General features: G+C 70.4%; 23 protein-coding genes and 1 pseudogene. 11 read left to right on the top strand and 13 right to left on the bottom strand.

Going from position 1 to position 23,411, the window contains the following annotated elements; genetic code table 11:
• Positions 1–2 precede the first annotated feature (2 nt).
• Together HHL11_RS09930 and HHL11_RS09925 are read left to right on the top strand one after the other, a co-directional pair.
• Positions 3–986: a Bug family tripartite tricarboxylate transporter substrate binding protein gene (locus HHL11_RS09930; RefSeq protein ID WP_169418229.1), complete on the top strand. Its 984-nt coding sequence runs from the start codon at positions 3–5 to the stop codon at positions 984–986.
• 76 nt (positions 987–1,062) lie between these two features.
• Positions 1,063–1,266, top strand: a complete 204-nt coding sequence (locus HHL11_RS09925; RefSeq protein WP_169418228.1) for a hypothetical protein — start codon at positions 1,063–1,065, stop codon at positions 1,264–1,266.
• A 69-nt stretch (positions 1,267–1,335) separates the two neighbouring features.
• Here HHL11_RS09925 and HHL11_RS09920 read toward each other — a convergent pair whose 3' ends face one another.
• Positions 1,336–1,983, bottom strand: coding sequence for a dihydrofolate reductase family protein (locus tag HHL11_RS09920; protein ID WP_169418227.1), 648 nt, complete (start codon positions 1,981–1,983; stop codon positions 1,336–1,338).
• 158 nt (positions 1,984–2,141) lie between these two features.
• Between HHL11_RS09920 and HHL11_RS09915 the strand changes: the two genes are divergently transcribed.
• The gene (locus HHL11_RS09915) at positions 2,142–3,005 is read left to right on the top strand and encodes a shikimate dehydrogenase family protein (RefSeq protein WP_169418226.1); all 864 of its coding nucleotides are present in this window, start codon (positions 2,142–2,144) and stop codon (positions 3,003–3,005) included.
• On the opposite strand, the gene HHL11_RS09910 is transcribed toward HHL11_RS09915, so the two are convergent.
• Positions 2,998–3,900, bottom strand: coding sequence for a LysR family transcriptional regulator (locus tag HHL11_RS09910; protein WP_169418225.1), 903 nt, complete (start codon positions 3,898–3,900; stop codon positions 2,998–3,000). The two genes, HHL11_RS09915 and HHL11_RS09910, sit on opposite strands and share 8 nt — an antisense overlap.
• Positions 3,901–3,996: 96 nt before the next feature.
• Here HHL11_RS09910 and HHL11_RS09905 point away from each other — a divergent pair, with 96 nt between their 5' ends.
• Complete coding sequence (locus tag HHL11_RS09905) at positions 3,997–4,974, top strand: Bug family tripartite tricarboxylate transporter substrate binding protein (protein WP_169418224.1); 978 nt, start codon at positions 3,997–3,999, stop codon at positions 4,972–4,974.
• Positions 4,975–4,979: 5 nt separating this feature from the next.
• Entirely contained in the window at positions 4,980–6,266 is a 1,287-nt protein-coding gene (locus HHL11_RS09900; RefSeq protein ID WP_169419983.1) for an FAD-dependent oxidoreductase, read from the top strand.
• Between the two features lie 94 nt (positions 6,267–6,360).
• Here the strand turns inward: HHL11_RS09900 and HHL11_RS09895 are convergent, their stop codons facing one another.
• On the bottom strand, positions 6,361–6,747 hold the full coding sequence (locus HHL11_RS09895; protein WP_169418223.1) for a hypothetical protein: 387 nt from the start codon (positions 6,745–6,747) through the stop codon (positions 6,361–6,363).
• An 86-nt stretch (positions 6,748–6,833) separates the two neighbouring features.
• On the opposite strand from HHL11_RS09895, the gene HHL11_RS09890 reads away from it, so the two are divergent.
• The 3 genes from HHL11_RS09890 to HHL11_RS09880 all read left to right on the top strand — a co-directional run bounded on the left by HHL11_RS09890 (position 6,834) and on the right by HHL11_RS09880 (position 10,903).
• Positions 6,834–8,576, top strand: a complete 1,743-nt coding sequence (locus tag HHL11_RS09890; protein WP_169418222.1) for an ABC transporter ATP-binding protein — start codon at positions 6,834–6,836, stop codon at positions 8,574–8,576.
• Positions 8,566–10,356 (top strand): ABC transporter ATP-binding protein, encoded by a 1,791-nt coding sequence (locus HHL11_RS09885; RefSeq protein WP_169418221.1) that lies wholly within the window; start codon positions 8,566–8,568, stop codon positions 10,354–10,356. The genes HHL11_RS09890 and HHL11_RS09885 overlap by 11 nt, the downstream gene beginning before the upstream one ends.
• Positions 10,357–10,615: 259 nt before the next feature.
• Positions 10,616–10,903: a hypothetical protein gene (locus HHL11_RS09880; protein WP_169418220.1), complete on the top strand. Its 288-nt coding sequence runs from the start codon at positions 10,616–10,618 to the stop codon at positions 10,901–10,903.
• On the opposite strand, the gene HHL11_RS09875 is transcribed toward HHL11_RS09880, so the two are convergent.
• From HHL11_RS09875 to HHL11_RS09860, 4 genes are all read right to left on the bottom strand, one after another.
• Entirely contained in the window at positions 10,850–11,053 is a 204-nt protein-coding gene (locus HHL11_RS09875) for a hypothetical protein (protein WP_169418219.1), read from the bottom strand. The two genes, HHL11_RS09880 and HHL11_RS09875, sit on opposite strands and share 54 nt — an antisense overlap.
• A gap of 188 nt (positions 11,054–11,241) precedes the next feature.
• Positions 11,242–12,168 (bottom strand): hypothetical protein, encoded by a 927-nt coding sequence (locus HHL11_RS09870; RefSeq protein ID WP_169418218.1) that lies wholly within the window; start codon positions 12,166–12,168, stop codon positions 11,242–11,244.
• A gap of 70 nt (positions 12,169–12,238) precedes the next feature.
• Complete coding sequence (locus HHL11_RS09865; protein WP_169418217.1) at positions 12,239–13,654, bottom strand: MFS transporter; 1,416 nt, start codon at positions 13,652–13,654, stop codon at positions 12,239–12,241.
• A gap of 48 nt (positions 13,655–13,702) precedes the next feature.
• The gene (locus HHL11_RS09860; protein WP_169418216.1) at positions 13,703–14,332 is read right to left on the bottom strand and encodes a LysE family translocator; all 630 of its coding nucleotides are present in this window, start codon (positions 14,330–14,332) and stop codon (positions 13,703–13,705) included.
• Between the two features lie 65 nt (positions 14,333–14,397).
• Between HHL11_RS09860 and HHL11_RS09855 the strand changes: the two genes are divergently transcribed.
• Both HHL11_RS09855 and HHL11_RS09850 read left to right on the top strand, forming a co-directional pair.
• On the top strand, positions 14,398–15,372 hold the full coding sequence (locus tag HHL11_RS09855) for a helix-turn-helix transcriptional regulator (protein ID WP_169418215.1): 975 nt from the start codon (positions 14,398–14,400) through the stop codon (positions 15,370–15,372).
• A gap of 149 nt (positions 15,373–15,521) precedes the next feature.
• Positions 15,522–15,728, top strand: a complete 207-nt coding sequence (locus tag HHL11_RS09850) for a DUF6494 family protein (protein WP_169418214.1) — start codon at positions 15,522–15,524, stop codon at positions 15,726–15,728.
• Here HHL11_RS09850 and HHL11_RS09845 read toward each other — a convergent pair.
• Positions 15,651–16,700 (bottom strand): annotated as a pseudogene (locus tag HHL11_RS09845) (NAD-dependent epimerase/dehydratase family protein). The gene HHL11_RS09850 and the pseudogene HHL11_RS09845 sit on opposite strands and share 78 nt — an antisense overlap.
• Before the next feature lie 93 nt (positions 16,701–16,793).
• Between HHL11_RS09845 and HHL11_RS09840 the strand changes: the two are divergent.
• The gene (locus tag HHL11_RS09840; protein WP_169418213.1) at positions 16,794–17,705 is read left to right on the top strand and encodes a LysR family transcriptional regulator; all 912 of its coding nucleotides are present in this window, start codon (positions 16,794–16,796) and stop codon (positions 17,703–17,705) included.
• Positions 17,706–17,717: 12 nt separating this feature from the next.
• Here HHL11_RS09840 and otnK read toward each other — a convergent pair whose 3' ends face one another.
• The 5 genes from otnK to HHL11_RS09815 are packed head-to-tail and all read right to left on the bottom strand — an operon-like array spanning position 17,718 to position 23,408.
• Positions 17,718–18,968: a 3-oxo-tetronate kinase gene (gene otnK, locus HHL11_RS09835; protein ID WP_169418212.1), complete on the bottom strand. Its 1,251-nt coding sequence runs from the start codon at positions 18,966–18,968 to the stop codon at positions 17,718–17,720.
• Positions 18,953–20,473, bottom strand: a complete 1,521-nt coding sequence (locus HHL11_RS09830; protein ID WP_169418211.1) for a tripartite tricarboxylate transporter permease — start codon at positions 20,471–20,473, stop codon at positions 18,953–18,955. The genes otnK and HHL11_RS09830 overlap by 16 nt, the downstream gene beginning before the upstream one ends.
• A gap of 3 nt (positions 20,474–20,476) precedes the next feature.
• Positions 20,477–20,950 (bottom strand): tripartite tricarboxylate transporter TctB family protein, encoded by a 474-nt coding sequence (locus tag HHL11_RS09825; protein WP_169418210.1) that lies wholly within the window; start codon positions 20,948–20,950, stop codon positions 20,477–20,479.
• A gap of 46 nt (positions 20,951–20,996) precedes the next feature.
• Positions 20,997–21,992: a Bug family tripartite tricarboxylate transporter substrate binding protein gene (locus HHL11_RS09820; RefSeq protein ID WP_169418209.1), complete on the bottom strand. Its 996-nt coding sequence runs from the start codon at positions 21,990–21,992 to the stop codon at positions 20,997–20,999.
• A gap of 24 nt (positions 21,993–22,016) precedes the next feature.
• Entirely contained in the window at positions 22,017–23,408 is a 1,392-nt protein-coding gene (locus HHL11_RS09815; protein WP_169418208.1) for an NAD(P)H-dependent oxidoreductase, read from the bottom strand.
• Positions 23,409–23,411 lie beyond the last annotated feature (3 nt).

The raw sequence follows: 23,411 nt of genomic DNA, 5'->3' as shown, positions 1-23,411 counted from the left end.
CCATGTTCCGTCGTTCCCTGCTCGCGTGCGCGCTGCTTGCCGCCGCTTCCGCCCTGCCGGCCGCCGCCTCGGCCCAGGCCGCCTGGCCCGCGCGCCCGGTCACGCTGGTCGTGCCCTTCTCCGCCGGCGGCGGCGTGGACACCATGGCGCGCCTGCTCGCCGAGAAGCTGCACGCGCTGCTGGGCCAGAACGTCCTGGTGGACAACAAGGCCGGCGGCAGCGGCATGATCGGAGCGATGGCCGTCGTGCGGGCGCAGCCCGATGGCTACACGCTGCTCATGGGCTCGGCGGGCGAAACCGCCATCAACCCCTTCGTCTACAAGGGCCGCATGCAGTACGACCCGGCCAAGGACCTGGCGCCGATCTCGCTGGTGACGCGCGTGCCCAACGTGCTGGTCGCCAGCCCGCAGCTGCCGGTGAAGAACGTCGAGGAACTGGTGGCTTATGCGAAGAAGAACCCCGGCAAGCTCACCTACTCCAGCAGCGGCGTGGGCAACCCGCAGCACCTGAATGGCGAACTGCTGGACCAGTTGGCCGGCGTGCACATGGTGCACATCCCGTACAAGGGCGCCGCCGGCCAATTGATCGACGTCACCACCGGCCAGGTGGACCTGACCTTCGTCAGCTATACCGCAGCCAAGGGTTTCATCCAGTCCGGCAAGGTCAAGGCCCTCGCGGTGACCTCGCCGAAGCGGGCGCCCTTCGCTCCCGACCTGCCCGCCATCGCCGAATACAAGCCGCTCGCGGCTTACCAGCTGGAAAACTGGTTCGGCGTCTGGGCCCCGGCCGCCACGCCGGCCGACGTGCAACAGAAGCTGAATGCGGCCATCGCCAAGGCGCTGCAGGACCCGGACCTGGTGAAGAAGCTGCGCGAGCAAGGCGGCGAGCCGGCGCCCATGGCCATCCCGCAGTTCAAGGCCTTCATCCAGAAGGAGTCGGCGCAGTTCGCCCGCATCGTCGAAAGCGCCAAAATTGCCGCGGAATAGGCGGCTGCCTAAGCCTTAAGGCCGATGTGCAAGAGCCATCGGCCGACCATACTGGTCTGCAAGGAGGCCTACCACCATGGATGCTGCCTCGTTCCATCACCAGCTGTGTTTCCGCTCCTTGCTGCAGCCAGGCCGCGGTTACGCTTTTCCCTGCGACCCCGAGGGCCATGTAGACCTCGATGGCCTCAGCGAAGCGGCTCGCAACAACTACTTCTATGCCCGGGCGATGGTGGGGCGCGAACTTGCGCTCCCACGGGTGGAGCCCGAAGAACTGCACTGACTCGCAAAAGACATCCACTGAATTTTTTGCGATCTTTGCGCAACCTTTGCGACTTTTGCGTCCGGAAGTTCAAGCCCGCTCCAACACCACGTGCATCGCGTTCTCCGACGCCGCGTGCCGCGTGCAGCGGAAGCCCTGCTTCACCAGGTCCAGCCCCGCCAGCAGCGGTTCGCCGCTTCCAAGCAGCACCGGCGACTGCGCGATGTGCATCTCGTCGACGAGCCCGGCTTGCAGGTATTGGCGCACCGTGGCCGGGCCGCCGCCCACGCGCACGTCCTTGCCTTGCGCCGCTTCGCGGGCGCGCTCCAGCGCCTCGTGGATGCCGCCGGTGATGAAGTGGAAGACGGTGCCGCCCTTCATCTCCAGCGGCGCGCGGGCATGGTGGGTCAGCACGAACACCGGCACGTGGTAAGGCGGCTCTTCACCCCACCAGCCTTTCCATTCGTCATCGGGCCAGGGCCCGCGCACCGGGCCGAACATGTTGCGGCCCAGGATCCAGGCGCCGATGTTGTCGAAGCTGGCGCGTGCGAAGTCGTCGTCGACGCCGGTGCTGCCATCGGGCTTGCCGAACAGCATGCGCTGGAAGGTGCGGGTGGGAATGGCCCACTGGTGCAGGTTTTCCCCGCCTTCGCCCATCGGCGCCTGCAGGCTCTGCCGCGGGCCGGCGCCGAAGCCGTCGATGGAAACCGTGAACGCGAGGACCTTGAGCTTGGACATGCGATACCTCCTGCCCGGAGTGTAGGCGCCGTCCAGCGATCGGCCGGCGTGCCTTGCCGTTCGCCGGGCAAGCCAGCCTTTCCGGCATAACTGGTCGTTATTGCCTTCCACCTACTCGGTATTGGCCCGCCCCCGGCGCATGCCCTAGCATCCCGCGCATGACCGTTCCCTCGATTTCGGGCCGCACCCGCCTCTTCCCCATCGTCGGCAACCCCGTGGCGCAAGTGCGCGCGCCGGCGGTGTTCAACCGCCTGTTCGCGCTGGCCGGCATCGACGCCGTGTCCTTCGGGCTCGCGCTGCCGCCGCAGAGCGTGGCCGCGACCTGCGAAGCGCTGCTCGCTTCTCCGAGCGTGGGCGGGCTCCTGGTGACCGTGCCGTACAAGAAGACCTTGCGTGCCATCTGCGCGCGCGTGGGCAGCGAAGGCGAACTCACGGGCGCGGTGAATGCGCTGCGCCGCGACGCCGACGGCGCGATCCATGGCGACCTGTTCGATGGCGCCGGCTTCCTGGCCGGCCTGCGCGCCGCGGGCCACGAGCCCGCCGGCCAGCGCGTGCTGCTGCTAGGCGCGGGCGGCGCCGGTTCCGCGATTGCGTCCGCGCTGGCGCAGGCGGGCGTGGCGCAGCTTTCGATCTATGACCCGCAGCAGGCGAGCGCGGCGCAACTCGCTGCGCACATGCGGGCTGCGTTTGGGCAGGTGCGTTTCGAAGCGGTAACCAGTGTTTCCGGCGATGGCTTCGCGATCGTGATCAATGCGAGCCCGCTGGGCCTGAAGCCGGCCGACGCGATGCCGATCGATCCGGCGCAGCTCGCGCCCGGCACGCTGGTGTGCGACATCATCATGGAGCCCGCGACCACGAAACTCTTGCAAGCCGCTCGCGGACGCGGCCTCCCCACCCACGCCGGCCGCGCGATGCTGGACTACCAGCTGCCGGCCTACCTGCGCTTCTTCGGTTTCGACGACCTCGCGCAGCGCGTGCGCATAGCCGGCGACGAGATCACGCTGGCGCCCTCGGCTACGTAGCCGGCGCCTGCTTGCGCAGCGCCTTGAACTCCGCCTTCACCCGCTCGACAAAAGCCAGCGCCAACCGGGAAGCCGGCACGCCGGCATTCCGCACGGCAAAGACGTCATAGACCGGCGCCTTCACGATCGGCCGGAACTCCAGCTTCCCACTCCGCCAAGCCCGCGCCGTCAGGTCATCCACCACGGCGATGCCAGCCCCGCAGGCCGCCAACGCGCACGCCACCTGCCCCGAGCGCACCTCGATCTGCGCGGGCGATGCATCGCCCTTGCCTGCCGCTTCGGCGACCAGCCGGCCCTGCGGCGTGTCGGGGCTGAAGGCGACCAGCTGCTCCTTCAGCACCTCGCGCAAGCCCAGGCTGCGCCGTGCCGCAAAGGCATGCCCGGCGCCGAAAACGCAGGCCATCGACCAGGACCCCACCACCTGCGAAGTGAGCAAGGCATGCTCGATCGGCAAGGTGCTGATGGCCAGGTCCGCCTCGTTGCGCGCCAGCTGGCTCATCATCTCGCGCACCAACTGCGTCTCCATGTAGATGCGCGCCGTCGGAAAGTCCCGCACCAGCCCTGCCACCGCGCGCGGCACCACTTCCAGCGCGGTGCTGGGGCTGGCCAGCACCCGCAGCGAAAGGCCCACGCCCGACTTCAAATCCCGGGCCCGGTCGTCGATGCGCTGCACGCCGCGGTAAACCTGTTCCACCTCGGCGTAGAGGGCCTGCGCCTCGGGCGTGGGCCGCAGCTTGCCGGCGCTGCGCTCGAACAGCTTCAGCCCCACCTGGAGCTCGATGTGGCCCAGCATGCGGCTGATGCCTGGCTGGGAGACGTGCAGCAGCCGCGCGGCGCCGGTGACGGAGCCGGCGAGCATCACGGCGCGGAAGACCTCGATCTGGCGCAGGTTCATGGATAACGCGATGTTATGGGATGGCGAGCCCTTGGTATTGGAACGAAAGCGCGCGCCGTTCCATCATCTGGAGCAACCAGACCGGAGACACCAAGAATGCCTTTGCAAGCCACGCGCCGCAGCGCCCTCGCCTTCCTCGCCGCCGCAGCCCTGGCGGCCACGCCCGCCTTCGCCGCCGACTGGCCCACGGGCACCGTCAAGATCATCGTTCCCTTCGCGCCCGGCGGCGGCGCCGACACTTCGGCCCGCGTGCTGGCCGAGCTGTTCGGCAAGGAGCTGGGCAAGTCCGTCATCGTCGAGAACAAGCCGGGCGCCGGCAGCGCCATCGGCGTGATGGCCGCCGCGCAAGCGAAGGACGGCCACACCCTGCTGATGGGAAGCAACAGCATGGTGATCAACCCCTCGCTGAACTCGCAGCTCACCTACGACGTCGAGCGCGACTTCGACGCCATCGGCATGGTGTCCGCGCAGCCGCTGGTGCTGGTGGTGCCCGCCGACTCCAGCATCCACTCGATCAAGGACGTCATCGCCGAAGCCAAGGCCCGGCCGGGCGCCGTCAGCGCCGGCAACAGCGGCAACGGCACGCTGGCGCACCTCACCTCCGAGATGTTCGCCGCCCAGACGGCCACGCAGCTGACGCCGGTGGCCTACAAGGGCGAAAGCGCCCTGCTGCCGGATCTCATCGCCGGCCGCGTGTCGCTGGGCTTCCTGAACCTGCCCAGCGTCGCCCCGCACATCAAGTCGGGCAAGCTGCGCGCCATCGCCGTGTCCTCGCCCAAGCCGGTGGCAGACCTGCCCAACGTGCCGACGCTGCGCGCGCTGGGCTACCCGCAGCTGGAAGTGCAAGGCTGGGCCGCGCTGCTGGCGCCCAAGGGCACCATCCCGCCGGCGGGCCTCGCCAAGCTGGAGAGCCTGCTGGCCAAGGCGCTCGCGTCCAATGAGGTGAAGCAGAAGTTCGCCTTGCTGAGCGTCGAGCCGGTGGTGATGAACCGCCAGCAGACCGCCGCCTTCCTGCAGGCCGAAACCAAGCGCTACGCCGAGATCATCAAGGCGCGCGGCATCAAGGCCGAGTGATCATCATGAAGACCGGTCCCAGCCTCGTGGCGGACGTGCTGGTGTGCGGCGGCGGTGTCGCCGGCACCATGGCCGCGGTCGCAGCGGCGCGCCACGGCGCGGATGTCATCCTCGCCGAGCGCTATGGCTTCCTCGGCGGCAACGCCACGGCCGGCGCCGTGGCCCAGTTCAACAGCTGGCAGACGGCCAACGGCCGCCGCGTGGTGGCGGGCCTCGCGTCCGAAGTGGTGGAGCGCCTGCACGCCTATGGCGGCGCCGCTGCCCACCACCAGTTCGTCATGTCCACTGGCCACAAGATGGACCGCGTGGAGTACGCGCCCGAAGTGCTGAAGCTGGTGCTGGACGACATGGTGGCCGAAGCCGGCGTGCGCCCGCTGCTGCATGCCAACCTGCTGGACGTGCGCAGCGAGGGCCGCGTGGTGCGCGAAGCGCGCCTGCTCACCAAGAGCGGCGTCGTCACGGTGACGCCGCGCGTGCTGGTCGACTGCTCCGGCGACCTCGATGCGCTGAAGCAGGCGGGCGCCGGTTTCCTGGAACTGGAAGAAGGCGAGGCGCTGCAGCCCGCCACGATGATGTTCCGCTTCGGCCCGGTGAATTTCGAGCGCTTCGAGGCGCTGAGCGCCACGGAACTGGCGGCTCTCTCCAGGCAGGGTTTCGAACAGGGCGCGCTGGCGCGGGCCGCGCTGCATGCCGCGCGCGATCCCTTCTCCGACGACGCGTGGTTCAACATCAGCCGCCTCGGCATCGATGCCACCGACGCGACGGCCCTGGGCCGCGCCGAGATCGAAGGCCGTCGCCAGGCCTGGCGCGCGGCGGAATACATCCGCCGGCAGGTGCCGGGCTGCGAGGACGGCCGCCTGCGCGCTTTCGCCACGCAGGTAGGCGTGCGCGAAACGCGCCGCGTCGCCGGCGACCACGTGCTGACGGCGGAAGAACTGCTGCAGCCGGTGCAATTCGAAGATGCGATCGCGGCCGGCGCCTATCCGATCGACATCCATCCGGCCGCCGGCGGCGACCTGGTGTATTCGGCGCTCGGCGACGACCACGCCTACCAGATCCCCTACCGCAGCCTCGTGCCCGCGGCGCTGGACAACGCGCTGGTCGCGGGCCGCGGCGTGTCGGCCACGCACCAGGCGCTGGCGGCGATCCGCGTCATGACGATCTCGATGGCGGTCGGCCAGGCCGCCGGCACCGCGGCCGCAATGGCCGCTCGCGCGGACGGCGCGGTGCGTTCCGTGTCCGTGGACCAACTACGCGAGACCTTGCGCACGGACGGCGCCTGCCTCGCGTAACGCCGCCTCCGGTGACCCATGCCCCGCAAGGGCAACTCGCAACTCGAAACTCGTAGGGTGCGCAGCTTCGCTGCGCACCGCCCACTCGATCGCCCTAGCGCCGGGCGTGCCCGCCCGCGTGCATGCCCCCGCCGCCATTCCAATGCCCGCCATTGGGATGTCCGTGGAAATGCCCACCGCCCCCACCCCAGCAGCACCCGAACGAAGCGCCCAGCCACAGCGACCCGTAGTACGGGTAGTAGTACGCCGCGTCATACGGGTACCAGGGATAGCTGTAGTACGGGTACGGGTAGTAGGGATACGGATAGGGGTACGCGTACGAATAGGGATAGGTGTACGTGTACGGCTGCGCCGGCTGCATGGTCTGCGTCGAGTCGTACGTCGGGTTCGCGTAGTAGTACGGATAGTTGTACGGCGCCGGGTAGGTGGCGCAGCCGCCGAGCGCGGCGCAGAGGGCCAGCGAAAGGAGAAGGTGTTTCATGCGTCTCTCCTGCAACAGGCCCTTCATACGCCTGAGCCCGCAGCTGCGCAAGGGAGACAGCCCGCCTCCTAGAATCGGCGCATCCCATGTCCCTTTTTCGCCTGATCGGGCGCTTCCTGTTGCGCCACTGGGCCGCTTATGCCTCCTCCGGGCTGATGCTCGCGGCCATCGCCCTCCTGCTCGTCTGGATCCCGCGCCAGATCGGGCACATCGTCGACGGCCTCGTGGCCGGACGGCTGGCCGGCCCTGACCTGCTGCGCGAGCTGGGCTGGCTGGCCGGCGCCGGCCTCGTCGTCTACTTCCTGCGCGTGGGCTGGCGGCTGCGCCTTTACGCGGCCGCCTACCGGCTGGGCGTGGAACTGCGCGAGCAGCTTTACCAACGCCTCACGCTGCAAGGCACCGCCTTCTACCAGGGCCAGCGCACCGGCAACCTGATGGCGCTGGCCACCAACGACATCGACGCCGTCGAGATGGCCGCCGGCGAAGCGATGCTGGCCGGCTTCGACGGCACGCTCACGCTGGTGATCGTGCTGGGCATGATGTCCATCGGCGTCGACTGGCGCCTGGCGCTGTTCGCCATCCTGCCTTTCCCGTTCATGGCCGTGGCGTTCTGGTGGATCTCGCGCCACGTGCACGAAGCTTCGGCCCGCGCGCTGCAGTGCTTCGGCGCGCTCAACGACCAGGTCCAGGAAACCTTGTCCGGCGTGCGCACCTTGCGCGCGCTGGGCCTGCAGGCGCACAGCGAGCGTGAATTCGAGCGGCTCGCCGGCGCCGCGTCCGGCGCCAGCCTGGACGCGCAGCGCTGGGAAGCGGCCTACGAGCCGGCGGTGGGCTTCACGTTCGCCACTGCGACGATGTCGGTGCTGGCCGTCGGCGGCTGGCTGGTGTGGCACCAGCAGCTCACGCTGGGCCAGCTCACCAGCTTCAGCATGTACCTGGGCCAGCTGATCTGGCCCATGTTCGCGGCCGGCTGGGTGCTGTCGCTGCTGGAACGCGGCAAGGCCGCGTGGACGCGCCTGCAGCCGGTGCTGGACGCGCCGCTGGCGATTGAGAACCACGGAACCGTCGGCGCCGTCGTGCCCGGCCCGCTGGCCGTGCGCGATGTGAGCTTTCGCTACGGCTCGCACGCACGACCCGCGCTGGACCAGGTCTCGCTGGACCTGGGGCCCGGGCGCACGCTGGGCCTGGTCGGCCCCACCGGCTCCGGCAAGACCACGCTGCTCAAGCTGCTGCTGCGCCAGCTGGAGCCCGATGCGGGCACGCTGCGCTGGAACGGCGTCGCCCTGCCGGACTACACCCTCGCCGCGCTGCGCGCGGCCATTGCCTGGGTGCCGCAGGAACCTTTCCTGTTCTCGGCCACCGTCGCCGACAACATCGCACTGGCCAAGCCCGGCGCGACGCGCGCGGAGATCGAAGAGGCCGCGCGCCTGGCCGCGGTGCACGACGACATCCGCCGCCTGCCGCAAGGCTACGACACGCCGGTCGGCGAGCGCGGCGTCACGCTGTCCGGCGGCCAGCGCCAGCGGGTCGCGATCGCCCGCGCGCTGCTGGCCGATGCGCCGCTGCTGATTCTCGACGACGCGCTGTCGGCCGTGGACGCCGACACCGAAGCGCGCATCCTGGAGCACCTGCGCGACGCGCGCGTCGGCCGCACGGTGGTCATCTCCGCCCACCGCCTGAGCGCGGTGATGGACGCCGACCAGCTGCTGGTGCTGCGCGAAGGCCACGTGGCCGAACGCGGCACGCATGCCGGATTGCTGGAAGCGGGCGGCTGGTACGCGCGCCAATGGCGCTACCAGCAACTGGAGGCGAGCATCGATGCCGAGTGAAAAAAGCAGCCGCCGCCTCGTCGGCCCCGCTGCCCGCCTGCTGCTGCGCGCCGGCGCGCCGGAACGCAGCCAGGTGCTGCGCGGCATCGCCTGGATGGTGCTGGCTGCCGGCCTGGAAGCGCTGGGTCCGCTGGCCGGCAAGTACCTGATCGACAGCTTCCTGCTGCCGCACCACGAGAACCTGCCGGCGATGGCGGGGCTGCTGCTCGGCGCGCTGGCCGCGGGGCTCGTCGCGGCCTGGGTGCGCTATCTCCAGCTGATGCGCCTGGCTGGCGTGGCCATGCGCTCGGTGCAACGCATCCGCGAGCGCGTCTACGCGCACGTGCTGCGCCTGCCGATGGCCTTCTTCGATCACGCCATCATCGGCCAGCTGGTGAGCCGCGTGACCAACGACACCGAGGCGGTCAAGACGCTCTACGTGCAGGTGCTGTTCGTCATCCTCGACAGCCTGATCGTGCTGACCGGCGCGATGGCCGCCATGCTGTGGCTGGATCCGCACCTGATGCTGATCGTGCTGGGGCTGGTGCCGGTGGTGGTGCTGGTGGTGGCCCTGTACCGGCGGCTTTCGGCGCCAGCGGTGACGCGCACGCGCGAACTGCGCAGCGAGCTCAATGCGCAGGTGGCGGAGTCGATCGCCGGCATGCCGGTGCTGCAGTCGGCCAATGCCACGGCGCGTTTCCGCACGCGCTTCGCCGGCCTGAACGAGGGGCACTACCAGTCGCGCCGGCGCGAGCTGCGCGCCAACGCGTGGCTGCTGCGTCCCGTGCTGGACTGCCTGCACACCTTGCTGCTGGCGGCGCTGCTGTGGGTCTTCAGCCAGCGGGCCGGCGGCGAGGCGCTGGGCGCGCTGCAACTGGGCATCCTGTACGCCTTCATCAGCTACGTCGCGCGGGTCGTCGAGCCGCTGGTGCAGATCACCATGCAGTTCTCGCAGCTGCAGCAGGCCATGGTGGGGGCGGCACGGGTCCATGCCTTGCTGGAAGAAGCGGAGCAACCGGTGCCGCCGGCACAGGGCCGCATCACGCGCGGCGCCATCGCGGTGCGCGACCTGTCTTTCGCTTACCAGAGCGGCCATCCGGTGCTGCACGACGTCACGCTGGACATCCCGGCGGGCAGCTTCCTCGGCATCGTCGGGCCCACGGGCAGCGGCAAGAGCACGCTGCTGTCGCTGCTGCTGCGCTTCTATCCGGCGCCGGCCGGCAACCTGCGCATCGACGATGCGGCGCTGGAGGCCATCGACGATGCCCACCTGCGCGAGCGCGTGGGCCTGGTCCCGCAGGACCCTTTCCTGCTGGCGGCAAGCGCGCGCGAGAACATCGCCATGGGCCGCGATCTGAGTGATGCGCAGATCGAGGCGGCGGCGCGGGCGGCCCATGCGCACGAGATGATCCTGCGGCTGGAGCGCGGTTACGACACGCCGTTGGGCGAAGGCGGCGCGCGGCTGTCGGTGGGCCAGAAGCAGCTGGTCGCCATTGCCCGCGCGCTGGCGGGGCAGCCGCGCATCCTGTTCCTGGACGAAGCCACTTCGCACATCGACACCGAAACCGAGCAGGTGGTGCAGAGCGCGCTGGCCGGCCTGCGCGGCCGCGTCACCATCGTCGCCATCGCGCACCGGCTCTCCACCGTGCGCGACGCCGACCGCATCCTGGTCCTGCACCATGGCCGCGTCGCCGAATTGGGCAGCCATGCGCAGCTGATGGCGATCGACGGCGGCTTGTACCAGCGGCTGGTGCAGATGCAGCAGCTGGAGGATCCGGACGAGGAAACCGAGGCGGCGTAGCCACGCGTGCGCGCCAGTCGGGCGGAACGAATTCACGGAAGGCGCGCGCAACCAAGTGTTTCGCCCCGCCCCTGGCGGTTTATCCAGGGGCGCCGCTGCCGCCGCACCCGCCGTTGCACCAAGCGGCTTCCTCACCCGATGCGAACCGGTTTGAGGCGAAACCCTTACGCGATTGACTGAGGCCTTTTCAGGGTTAACCCGAAGTCAGAGCCCCTTGCCGCTTGGACACACTTGCCCGCGGTAGAGCAAGGTGAAGCAAATGATCCTCGTGAAGACGGACTTGGGATTGAAGGTGATGAAGGACCGGTCGATTCCGCTGACCGGCCAGCAGCGCGCAGCGCTGATCCTGATGGATGGCAAGCGCAGCGTGGCGACCATCGTGCAGACGGCCGCGGCGGCGGGCGTGACGCTGGACGACATCCGCCACCTGGTGCAGGTCGGCGTGGCGCAGGAAGCGCCGGCGTCCTCGATGGCCCCGACCGAGCCGGCGCCGCTACACGCGCTGCAGGGCGCTGCCCAGGCGCGGGCGGCCCGCACCGGAACCTGAAGCCGGCGCGGGCATCGCGAACGCCGCGCACGGCAGGTTCCAGGTCCGCGACGTGACGGCCAGCAGCCGCTGCAGGCTGCGCTGCATGATGTCCTGCTCGATGAAGCCGGTGAACAGCTCTCGTCGACGAATGGACCACGAACGACTCATGTTGATCTCCCTTATGGTTGTGGGCCGAGATTTTCGCCGGCGGGCGTGACAAGCCGGCTACAAACAGGCCCTCCCCTTAGCGGATGGAAGCAAGTCCGGGACACTGCTTACATTTCTGCCGCATCCCCCTAACGCAAGCGATTCTGCAGCCGTCGCCCGCCAACGCGAACGACCGAGTTCTCACTTGCTTATCGGCATAAGCTCAATCGCGCGCCCAGGTCGTCGGCCAGCGCGGCGAGCGTCGCATGCTCGCCTTCGCGCGCTGCCGCCGCCATCGCCCGGGTGCTGCGCAGCGCACCGGCCGTGTCGCCCGCCGACTTGCTGCGCTCGTAGCGCGCCCACCAGGCGAAGGCGTGGAGCCAGCTGCGGCGCGGCAGCCGCGCGGCCCGCTGGATGCAGTCCTGGTGCAGCACCGCTGCACGATCCGCCTGGCCACGGCGTTGCGCCAGCATGAAGTCGCAGAACACCAGCAGCAGCATGACGACGTCCGCGCTGCCGCGGCTGGACCCGCGCGCGCCACGTCGCAGCAGCTGGCGCGCCCAACGCAGGAGCGCGGCGAGTTGGTCGGTGTCCTGCTCGCCGTCGCGCATCAGGCGCAGCACCTCGGCGCAGGCCGCATTCACCACCGGCTGGAAGGCCGTGGCGGCGCAGCCCTCTTCGGCCGCGTACAGCGCCGCGGCATCCAGCACGCCGCGGGCGCTCGCCAGGTCACCGGCCCAGAGCGAAGCGATACCGAAGGCGTTGAGGCCCATGGCACTGGCCTCCGGGTCCTTCTGCGCGGCCCGCACTTCGATGGCACGGGTGGCGAGCAGCAGGGCCTCGTCGTGCCGGCCGAACGCGCTGGCGCTGTAGCTGCGCAGGCTCAGCGCGTCGGCCAGGCCTTCGGCATCGGAGCGGGCGTGGAAGAGATCGGCAGCGCGTTCGCCGAAGTCCGCGGCCAGCCGCAGGCGCGACCCCAGCTTGAAGCCCTGCGCCAACAGCAGGCTGGCCCGGGCCTCGAGATGCGGATCGCGCTTGCGCTGCGCATGTTCCAGCACGGCATGCGAGATGGCCACGCTGCGGCGCGGCTGCCCAGCGTCGAGTGCGGCGATGGCCTGGGCCAGGGTTCCGTCCACGGTACTGCTCTTGTAGACGGAAGATTGTAGTCACGCACCTTGCGCGACCTACTCCGATCGGAGTAGTCCTTCAGGCCCGGGCGGCCGCTACGACGCGCCGGTACAAGGCCGCGACCAGCAGTGCCGACGCCGCGAGGCAGGCCAGCGACGCCGCGAAGGCCTCGCCATGGTCCGCGCGCGCCAGCACGCCGTAGAACACCACGCCGACCAGCGCCACGCCGACCGCGTTGCCCACCTGTTGCACGGTGGCCAGCACGCCCGAGCCCACGCCGGCATGTTGCGGCGGCAGGCCCGCGAGCACGGCGGACACCAGCGGCGCCATCACCACGCCGAGCCCCACGCCCTGCAGCACCAGCACCGGCAGCATCAGGACGAGGCTCCACTCGCCGCCCCACAGCACGTTGGCCAGTTGCAGCGCGTGGCCCAGGGCCAGCAGCAGCGCACCACGCGCGATGGGCGCGCCGCCGAAGCGCGCGGCCAGCCGCGGCGCCGCCAGCGACGCCGCGAAGAAGCCGCCGGCGAGGCAGGTGAACACCAGCCCGGAAGCGAGCGGCGCCAGGCCGCGCCCTTGCTGCAGGTACAGCGCCAGCACGAAGTACTGCGAGGCATTGCCGGCATAGAAGACGAAGGTGGCGAGCAGCCCCGCGCGGAAGCCGCGTTGCGCCAGCAAGGCCGGCTGCACCAGCGGATCCGCCGCGCGCCGCTGCCGCCACACGAACGACGCGCCCAGTGGCAAGGCGGCCAGCAGCAGCAACACGCTCCACAGCGGCCAGCCCTGGTCGCGTCCTTCCACCAGCGGCCACACCACCGACACGCAGGCCAGGCCGGCGAGCACAGCGCCCGGCAAGTCGAGGCGGCTGCCGCGGCTGGCCGGCAATTCGGGAATGACGCGCGGCGCGAGCAGCAACGCCGCCAGCCCGATCGGCAGGTTGATCAGGAAGCAGCCGCGCCAACCGAGAGCCGCGGGGCCCAGGTCGATCAGCAAGCCGCCGATCAACTGGCCCAGCGCCGCACCCAGGCCCAGGGCGATGCCGTACGCCGCGAACGCCTTCGCCCGCGCCGGTCCCGCATACAGCAGGCCCAAGGTCGCCAGTACCTGCGGCTGCAGCACCGCGCCAGCCAGGCCCTGCGCGATGCGTGCGGCCACGAGGACATGCGCGTTCGGCGCGAGCCCGCAGGCGAGCGAAGCCAGCGTGAACAGCAGCAGGCCCAGCATGAACATGCGGCGGCGGCCGAACAGGTCACCCAGGCGCCCGCCCGTGATGAGCCCCGCCGCATTGGCCACGCCGTAGCCGGCCACGACCAGTTGCAGCGCGCCGTCGGAGGCATGCAGCTCGTGCTGCATCGAAGGCAGCGCGACGTTCACGATGAAGAAATCCAGCACCACCATGAAGGTGCCGGCCAGCAGCACCAGCAAGGGCAGCTTTTGCAGGCGCGCCGGCGGCGGCGCCAATGGCGCAGTAGAAGAGCCAGGATCGTTACGCATGAAGGGGATCCTTCCGGAAGGAAGAGGGGAAGGCCATGACCTCGCAGGTCATGGCCCGGGGACAACGCCATGCCAGAGCGCCCACAGGGCCGTGCCACCCAGCAGCAACGCCACCTGGCGCGCCAGCAGCATCTGCCGGCCGGCGGAGCGCGCCAGCCGCGCCCGCAGTCCGCCCGCGCCCAGCGCTACCGCGCCGTACACGAGCACCTGCGTCACGGCGATGACCCCCCACAGCAGCGCCGCCTGCATGGCCAGCGGGCCCTGCCCCGGGCGCAGGAACTGCGGGAACACGGCCACCATGAAGACGTAGGCCTTGGGATTGAGCAGGCAGGTGGCCAGCGCGCGCCAGAAGGTCTGGCGGCGGCTGCGCTGCGCCGTGTCGGGCACTTCGGTCAGCGCGCCCGGGTGCCGCCACAGCTTCCAGGCGATCCATGCCAGGTAGGCCGCGCCCGCCAGCAGCAGCAGGCGGTAGGCGGCCGGCAGCGCCTGCAGCAGCAGGCCGACCCCCAGCACGCCCATCACGACGTGCGCGAGGCCACCGGCCACGATGCCTGCCAGCGCGGCGAAACCGCCGCCGCGTCCGCCGGCGAGCGAGCTCGCCAGCACGAAAGCCATGTCCATGCCGGGCAGCGCAATGATCCCGAACACCAGCAGCGCAAAAAGCCAGATCGTTTCCATGCCGCGCAGTGTGCGGACCCATACCTGACATCGAACGGCAGGATTCCTGCCTACACTCTCTTTCCATGCGTGCCAGCCGCCTGCTCTCCATCCAGATGCTGCTGGAAACGCGCGGCCGCATGTCGGCCACCGAGCTCGCGGGCCTGCTGGAAGTGTCGGTTCGCACGCTGTACCGCGACATCGACGAACTCACCAGCGCCGGCGTGCCGGTGTATGCCGAACGCGGCCGGGCCGGCGGCTTCCAGCTGCTGCCCGGATGGAAGACGACGCTGACCGGCCTGACGCCCACCGAGGCGGAGGCCGTGTTCCTCTCGGGCCTGGCCGGCCCGGCGGCGGAGCTGGGGCTGGGCGCGGAGGTGCAGAGCGCGCAGCTGAAGCTGCTGTCCGCCCTGCCCGCGCAGTGGCGCGGCCATGCGCGGCGCATCAGCTCACGGCTGCACCTGGACCCGGTGGAGTGGTACCGCGAGGCGGACACGCTGGCGCACCTCAGTACCGTGGCGAAAGCCGTGTGGGAAGAGCGCCAGCTGGGGATCGCCTACACCAGCTGGACGCGCAGCGCACGGCAGGTGGTGCATCCGCTGGGCCTGGTGCTGAAAGCAGGCACCTGGTACCTGGTGGCCACGCGCGAAGGCAAGCTGCGCACCTTCCGCGTCGCCGGGATCACCGATGCGCGGGCGCTGGAAGCGCGCTGCACGCGGCCCCGGCGCTTCGACCTGGCGCGGCACTGGGCCGAGTCGGTGCAGCGCTTCGAGACCGAGCTCTATGCCGCCGCGGCGACGGTCACCGCGACGGCGGCCGGCCTCGCCGACCTGCGCCAGTGGAATGCCACGGTGGCGCGGGCACTGCGGGGTGTCGCGAATCCCGCGGCGGGTCAGCGGGTAGAAGTCCGCATCCCGATCGAATCGGTCCTGCAGGCGGCCGGCCCCTTGCTGCGGCTGGCGCCCGACGTCGAGGTGCAGGCACCGCGCGAGCTGCGCGCCGCGATCCTCGCGCGCGCGCAGGCTGCGGCGCGGATGTACGCGCGGCGCAAGGGCAATTGAGCTTTCCGTACACTTCGGCGCATGGACACGACGGAGTTTTTCGGCCAGGCGCAGTTCTGGCTCTACCGCGTGGGCGGCTTCGTCGTGCTGAACCTGCTGGACGACCCCGCCTGGCTGGCCCTGATCTTCTGCTGACGAAGGAGCACACCATGGACGACGACGCCTTCAACATGAGCCTGCGAAAGTTCCTCAAGTACGTCGGCGTGAGCTCGCAGCGGGAGATCGAGGCGGCGGTGGCGAGCGCCTTGCAGGCCGGCGCCTTGAAGGGCGACGAGACGCTAGCCGCGAAGATGACGCTGGAGATCCCCGGGGCGAAGCTGCAGGTGAGCTTCGACGGGGAGATCAAGCTTGCCTGATCGGGCCGCCAGGCACCCCATCCCCACCAGCGTCTCTTCCACCGCCCGCTCCAGCGGCGTGTGCGGCTCCTGCCCCAGCGCGCGCCGCAACTCCGCGTTGTCCATGCGCACTTCCTCCCGCCACAGGTAGCGCATCTCCATCAGCTCGCGCAGCAGCGGAACGAAGGGCGACGCCAGCCGCAGCAGCGGCCAGGGGAACCTGCGGATGGAAGGCAAGTGCCCGCTGCGGCGCTGCACCACCCGCCGGATCGCCTGCGCCATCTGCGTCCCGTCAGCGTCCCAGTGGCCACCGAAATGGAAGCGGGCGAAAGGCTCCAGCTGCTCGCGGCGCGCCAGCAGTTCCAGCATCGTCCGCGCCACGTCGGGCAGGTAAGCCCACTGGTGGCCGACGCCGCGCGCGTTCGGCACCGTCACCGTGCGCACCGGCTGCTCCGGCTTCACCAGGCCCTGTCCGAACCAGCTGTTTTTCGACGAGGGGCCGAAGAAGTCGCCGGCCCGCACGACAAGGACGCGCGCACCCTGCTGGGTCGCGGCCTCGAAGCGCCGCTCCAGTTCCATGCGGATCGCGCCCTTGCGTGTCCGTGGGTTCTGCGGCGCATCTTCCCGCATCTAGGGGAAGGCGTCCGGCCCGTAGTTGTAGACCGTCCCTGGAAGCACGATGGTCGCCCGCTCGGCGATCGCCGCGGCGGCGGTGTTGTCGGCCATCGGCAGCACCAGTTCGCCCCAGCGGCGGTAGCCAGGCGGATTCACCGCGTGCACGATGACGCTGCAGCCGCGGGCCGCCCGCAGGACGTCGTCGCGGTTCATGGCGTCGCCGCTGGACCAGGTGATGCCCTCGCGCTGCTCCTGCGGCTGCGCCAACCCGCGCTTGAGCGCCCGCACCGTCCAGCCGGCATCGCGCAGCTGGCGTGCCACCTCGCCGCCGATGCCGCCCGTCGCGCCCAGCACCAGGGCCGTGAGTTGCCTGTCCATGTTCCGCTCTCCTTGTTGGCGATGGGAGGATTCTGGGGAGTCGCCGGCTCCATGGGAATTGGCGAACATGGGTGAGCAGCTATACATTTCTGCATGGCCAAAGACGATATCGGCTGGGACCTGGTCCGCACTTTCCTCGGCGTGCTCTCCGAAGGCTCGCTCTCGGGCGCGGCGCGGGCGCTGGCCATCACGCAGCCAACGGCCGGGCGGCACGTCGCGGCCCTGGAACAGGCGCTGGGTGTCCCGCTCTTCACCCGCTCGCCCGGCGGGCTGCTGCCCACCGAAGCGGCGCTGGCGCTGCGCGGGCACGCCGAAAGCATGCGCAGCACCGCCGCGGCGCTGCGGCGCGCCGCCGAGAGCCAGGGTGAAGGCGTCCGGGGAACGGTGCGCATCTCGGCCAGCGAGATCGTCGGCGTGGAGGTGCTGCCGCCGATCGTCGCGGAGCTGCGCCGCGCGCATCCCGAGTTGAAGGTCGAACTGGTGCTGACCAACCGCGTGCAGGACCTGCTGAAGCAGGAGGCCGACCTCGCCGTGCGCATGACGCAGCCGCGGCAGGACGTGCTGGTCGCGCGCAAGGTGGGCGAGATCGCGCTGGGCCTGCATGCGCGGCCCGACTACCTGGCGCGCTGCGGCACGCCGAAGAAGCTGGAAGACCTGGCGCAGCACACGCTGGTCGGCTTCGACACCGAGACGCCGTTCCTCCGCGCGGCGCGCAGGCAGCTGCCCGGCATCTCCCGCGAATCCTTCGCCCTGCGCAGCGACAACGACCTGGCGCAGCTCGCCCTGGTCCGCGCCGGCGCCGGCATCGGCCTGTGCCAGGTGGCGCTGGGCAAGCGGGACGGGCTGGTGCGCCTGCTACCGCGGCAGTTGCAGATGAAGCTCGAAACCTGGGTGGTGATGCACGAGGACCTCAGGAGCAGTCCTCGGTGCAGGGCGGCTTTCGATGCGTTGGTCGAAGGTCTGCGGCGGTATATCGCCGCACCTGCCGGGCCGCCGCAGCCGTAGGCTGCGCACCGTTCACGCGTCGGCCGCCGCGAGCGCCCGCTCGAAGAAGTCCGCGCCCCCGAAATTCCCCGACTTCAGCGCCAGCAGCAGGCCCGGCCCCGGCGCCCAGGTCCAGGGCACGCCCGGCGCGATGGTGGGACCGATACGCAGTTGCTCCAATCCCAGCGCCTGCACCACGGCGCCGGAGGTCTCCCCACCTGCCACCACCAGCCGCCGCACGCCCAGCGCCACCAGGCCACGGGCAAGGCGCGCGAGGCAATCCTCCACCACCGCGCCCGCGCGCTCGGTGCCCAGCCGCTCTTGCACGGCCCGCACGTCCGCCGGCGTGGCGGTCGCATAGACCAGCACGGGACCGTCCGCCAGCCTTGCGCCGGCCCAGGCGAGCGCCTCCTGTGCCTGCCCCTCCCCGTCATCGGCGCAGCGCAGCGCGTCGATGCGGAAGGCCGGCCGCCCTGCGGCCAGCCAGTGCGCGACCTGCCCCTGCGTCGCCTGCGAGCAGGAGCCCGCCAGTACGGCGGCCAAGCCGTCGGTGCGCGGCAGGTGTGCCGCGTCCGAGGTGCCGGCAGCCACCGCCTGCATGCCCAGCGCGAGGCCGGATGCGGCCGTGACCAGCGGCAGGTCCGCGCACGCCGCCGCAATGGCTCGCAGGTCCTCGTTGTCCAGGGCGTCGGTGACGGCGTAGCGCACGCCTTCGGCGCGCAGTTGCGCCAGCCGCGAACGCACGGCTTGCGCGCCCTGCGCCACCACCGCCTGCGGCACCAGCCCGACCCTCCGGCCGGCCGGCAACTGCGCCTGCAGCAGGCGCGGCAGGCTGGCATCGCGCATCGGCGTCAGCGGATGGTCGCGCATGCCCGAATCGGACAGCAACTGCTCGCCCACGAACAGGTGGCCGGCATAGACCGTGCGGCCGTTCTCCGGGAAGGCCGGGCAGACGACGGTGAGGTCGGTGTCGAGCGCCTGCATCAGCGCATCCGCCACCGGGCCGATGTTGCCCTGCGCGGTGGAATCGAAGGTGGAGCAGTATTTGAAGTAGAAGCGGGTGGCGCCCGCCGCGCGCAGCCACGCCAGCGCTGCCAGCGATTGGGCGACGGCATCGGCCGCCGGCACGGTGCGGCTCTTCAGCGCCACCACCACCGCGTCGGCCTCCGGCGCCGGACCGCGCGGCACGCCGACGGCCTGCACGGTGCGCAGCCCCGCGCGCACCAGCATGCTCGCCACGTCGGTGGCGCCGGTGAAATCGTCCGCGATCACGCCGTAGCGCATGGCTCCTCCGGCGCGGCGGCGCGCTTCTTCAGCAGCGGACCGACGAAGCTCCACGCCAGCAGCAGCAGCGCCACCGTCACCAGCGTGCCGACCAGCCCATTGGCGTAGAAGATGCCCAGCGAGCCGTTGGACAGCAGCATCGACTGGCGGAAAGCGTCCTCGGTCTTGTCGCCCAGCACCATGGCCAGGATCAGCGGCGCGATCGGGTAGTCCAGCTTCTTGAACACATAGCCGACCACGCCGAAGCCCAGCGCCAGCCAGACGTCGAACATCTTGCCGGCGATGGTGTAGGCCCCGATCAGGCACACCACGACGATGATCGGCCCGATGATGGCGAAGGGCGCGCGCAGGATGGACGCGAACAGCGGGATGGTCGCCAGCACCAGCACGATGGCCACGACGTTGGCCATGTACATGGAGGCGATCAGGCCCCAGACGAAGTCCGGCTGGTCGACGAACAGCATGGGACCGGGCTGCAGGCCCCAGATCATCAGCCCGCCCATCATCACCGCCGCCGTCGCCGAGCCGGGCACGCCCAGCGCCAGCATGGGCAGCAGCGCCGATACGCCGGCGGAATGGTCGGCCGCTTCCGGCGCCACCACGCCTTCGGGCTCGCCCTGGCCGAAGTTCGCGCGCCGCTTCGAGAAGCGCTTGGCCACGCCGTAGGACATGAAGGAAGCCGCGGTCGGCCCGCCGGGCGTGATGCCCATCCAGCAACCGATGAGGGTGGAGCGCAGCAGCGCCCAGCCGTGGCCCGGCATCTCCTTCATCGTCTGCCAGATCACGCGCCAGCTCATGCGGGCATGCAGGCCCTGGAAGGCCAGGCCCTCTTCCACCGTTACCAGCAGTTCGCCGATGCCGAACAGGCCCACCACCGCGGCCAGGAAGGACACGCCGCCCACCAGCAGGTCGGAGCCGTAGGTCAGGCGCATCTCGCCCGAGACCGTGTCGGTGCCGACGCCGGCGAGGATCAGTCCCACCAGCAGCGCCGCGATGGTCTTCAGCGGCCGGCCGCCGCTCATGCCCGCATAGCTGCAGAACGTGAGCAGGTACACCGCGAAGTATTCGGCGGGGCTGAACTTCAGCGCGAAGTCGGCGATGGTGTTCGCCACCAGCGTCACCACCATCACGCCCGCCAGCGCGCCGAAGCCCGCCGACAGGAAAGCGGTGGCCAGCGCGCGCGCCGCATCGCCCTTGCGCGCCATCGGGTGGCCGTCGAAGGTGGTCGCCACCGACGAAGGCTCGCCGGGGATGTTGAACAGGATGGACGTGGTGCTGCCGCCGAACAGCGCGCCCCAGTACATCGAGGACAGCAGGATGATGGCCGACACCGGCGTCATCGTGAAGGTCAGCGGCAGCAGCAGGGTCACGCCGTTGGGCGCGCCCAGGCCGGGCAGCACGCCCACCAGGATGCCGAGCAGCACGCCCGCCACCATCAGCGCCACATGGTATAGGCTGAAGGCAGTCTGGAAGCCGCCGGCCAGCAGGTGCAGTTGTTCCGCCATGCCTCAATACCCCAGCCAGGTTTCGATCGGTCCCTTGGCCAGCGGCACGCCGAACCAGAGCTCGAAGGTGAGGAAGGTCACCACGCTGGCCACGAGGCCCAGCGCCGCCGCGCGGCCCCAGCCCAGGCCGCCGTGGCGGCGCGCCATGAAGGCGAGGTAGACGGCGGCGGTGAGGTAGGTGCCCAGCCAGGCCATGGCGAACACCATCACCAGCGTGGGCAGCAGCAGCGCGAGGCAGCGCGCGAGCTGCTCGCGCGTGGCGAAGGTCCCGGGCGACGCGGTGCGCGCCGCCTGCACCAGCAGCAGCAGGCTCACCGCCAGCAGCATCGCGCCCAGCCGCAGCGGCACGTAGCCCGATTGCGGCCCGGTGCTCGCCCAACCCGTGTCCAGCTGCAGCGCGCCGGCGATGACGGCGCCGGCAAACGCCGCGAGGGTGGCGGCGGTGGAGATTTCCAACGATCGACGCGACAGCATCATGCGTTCCTTCGTAGGCCGGGGCCGGCGCAACCGACCCCGGCAGGCCTCAGTCCTTCAGCAGCCAGCCGTCCTGGCTGAACTGCACCTTGTGGTTGGCCTTGTCGTTGGCGATGTAGCGGGCCAGCTCGGTGCCGGTCAGGAACATGTCGCTCTGCAGGCCCTTCTGCAGCCAGTCGCGCCACTCGGGCTTCTCGCGCACCTGCGCCATCACCTTGCCGTAGTACGCGGCCTGCTCCGGCGTGATGTCGCCCATCGCCCACACGGTGCGGGGCATGCGGAACTCCTCGATCGGGATGCCCTGCTCCTTGCAGGTGGGGATGTCGCTCCAGCCCATGTCGGCCGTCACCTTGTCCTTCAGCGGCAGGCGCTGCTTCGAGAACACGCACAGCGGGCGCACCTTGCCGGCGCGCCAGTGCGAGACGTTCTCCGAAGGATTGTTGGTGTTGGCCTCGACGTGGCCGCCGGCCAGCTGCACCGCCACTTCGCCGCCCGACTTGAAGGGGATGTAGGTGACGCTGATGCCGGTGGCCTTCTCGATCTGGCGGGTGAGGATGTGGTCGGTGTCCTTGGACTGGGCGCCGCCCATCTTGAAGGCGCCGTTCTTCGCCTTGGCCGCGGCCAGCAGATCCTTGACGGTCTTGTAAGGGCCGTCGGCGTTGGACCAGAGGATGAATTCGTCGGCCGCCATGATGGCCACCGGCGTCACGTCGTCGATGGTGTAGCCCACGCGGGTGATCATGGGCATGAGGTACGCCAGGTTGGTGGAGAACACCAGCTTGTGCGGATCGCCCTTGGACGACTTCGCGGCGATCAGGCCTTCGGTGCCGGCGCCGCCGCTCTTGTTGGTCACCACCACGGGCACCGGCATCAGCTTGTACTTCTGCACGATGGTCTGCACCACCCGCGCGAACTGGTCAGTGCCGCCGCCGGGACCGGCGGTGACGACGAACTCCACCGGGCGCACGGGCTTCCAGTCGGCGGCCAGCACGGGCAGCGCGCTCGCGGCCAGCAGCGGCAGCAGGGCCAGGGTCTTGAACTGCATGTTGTCTCCTGTTTGTTGGTGATTTCAGCGTGCCGTGGGAAAGAAATGCGCGTCCTGCTGCCGGCGCAGTGCCAGCAGTTCGGAGCCGGGATCGATGGCGACGTCGGCCAGGCAGACCGGCTGGCCGGCTTCGACGTCGCGCACCAGTTCGCGGTTGGCGGCCAGGTAGAAAGGCAGCGGCACGCCGGCAGCCAGCGGCGCGGCCGGCAGCAGTTCGGCGGCGGTGCCTTCGATCGTGTGGTGGTGGCCGCCCATGGCCAGCCGCGTGCCGGCCTTCAGCGTGCGGGTGGCGCGCGCCACCAGGTCCAGCACGGGCTTCGGTTGCTGCGCGCCGCTGGAGCGGCCATGCACCACGGCATCGAGCACGCTGGTGGCGGCTTCCAGCCCCAGCAGGTGGCGGGGGATGGGCAGCATCGCATGCCTGCCGTCGCGGCTCATGATGTGGCCCTTGCCAGCCAGCAGGCTCCAGGTCTCGGCGTCATCGCAGCGCACGACGACGAAGACGCCGCCGGCAAGGCCTGCCTCCCCGGGCGCGCGCAGGCAATGGAACACGTCCAGCGTGCCCGCTCGCGCCAGCAGGCCGCCGGCTTCCTGGGGGACGAAGGCGGTCGGCACCTCGCCGATGCGCGCGATGGGCGCGTGCAGGTCCTTGCGGTCCGGCAGCAGGCCGGTGGAATTGGCCACCACCAGCAGTTCGCACAGGTCGGGCACGGCGCGCTGCGGCAGCGCGGCGCAGGCTTCGGCGCGGGCGCGCGCCATCGCCGCCACATCGCCCTGCCCGAGCGACCACAGCCGGCCGAAGCCCGGTGCCGTGATGCGCTTGCCATTGCTCTCGATGGTCTCACTGGCAGCGTCGAACACGAAGTCGTATTCACTGGACTTGCCGGCAGCGACGATCTCCAGGCCCAGCACCTGTGCCCAGGTGACCAGGCCGATCAGCAGCGAAGGCTGGTCGCCGTCGACCGGCGTCACCACGCGGCCCTTCAGCTGGGCGAGGCGCGCCAGCTCGGGGCCGACGACGCTGTCGACCTCCTTGGAGGCAAGTGCCACGTGCAGGCCCGCTTCGATGGCCAGGCGCGCGTGGCGCGCGCCCGCTTCGGGGTGGCCGGTGGCTTCGATCAGCAGGTCGAGCGGCAGGCCCAACACCACGGACACGTCGCCGGCGGCGATGTGCTGGCCGCGCTCCCAGGCCGCAGCGGCCTGCGCCGGCGTCTCGCAGACGGCGATGCGTCCGGGCTGCAGGCCGATGGAGCGCAGGGCCTCGGCCGCGATGCCGGCCTCGCGGTCCACCGCCACGCGGCATTGAACCAGCGGCATGCGCAGCGCCTGCGCCAGGAAGCTGCGGCCGAAGCCGCCGCTGCCCACGACACAGGTCTGCACCGGCCGCGCGCCGGCGTAATGGGTCAGGTAGTTCATGCT

This window comes from Ramlibacter agri, from assembly GCF_012927085.1.
GTDB classification, from domain to species: Bacteria; Pseudomonadota; Gammaproteobacteria; order Burkholderiales; family Burkholderiaceae_C; genus Ramlibacter; species Ramlibacter agri.
The sequence above is the reverse complement of the archived record's forward strand: the minus strand, read 5'-3'. Positions and strand labels throughout refer to the sequence as shown.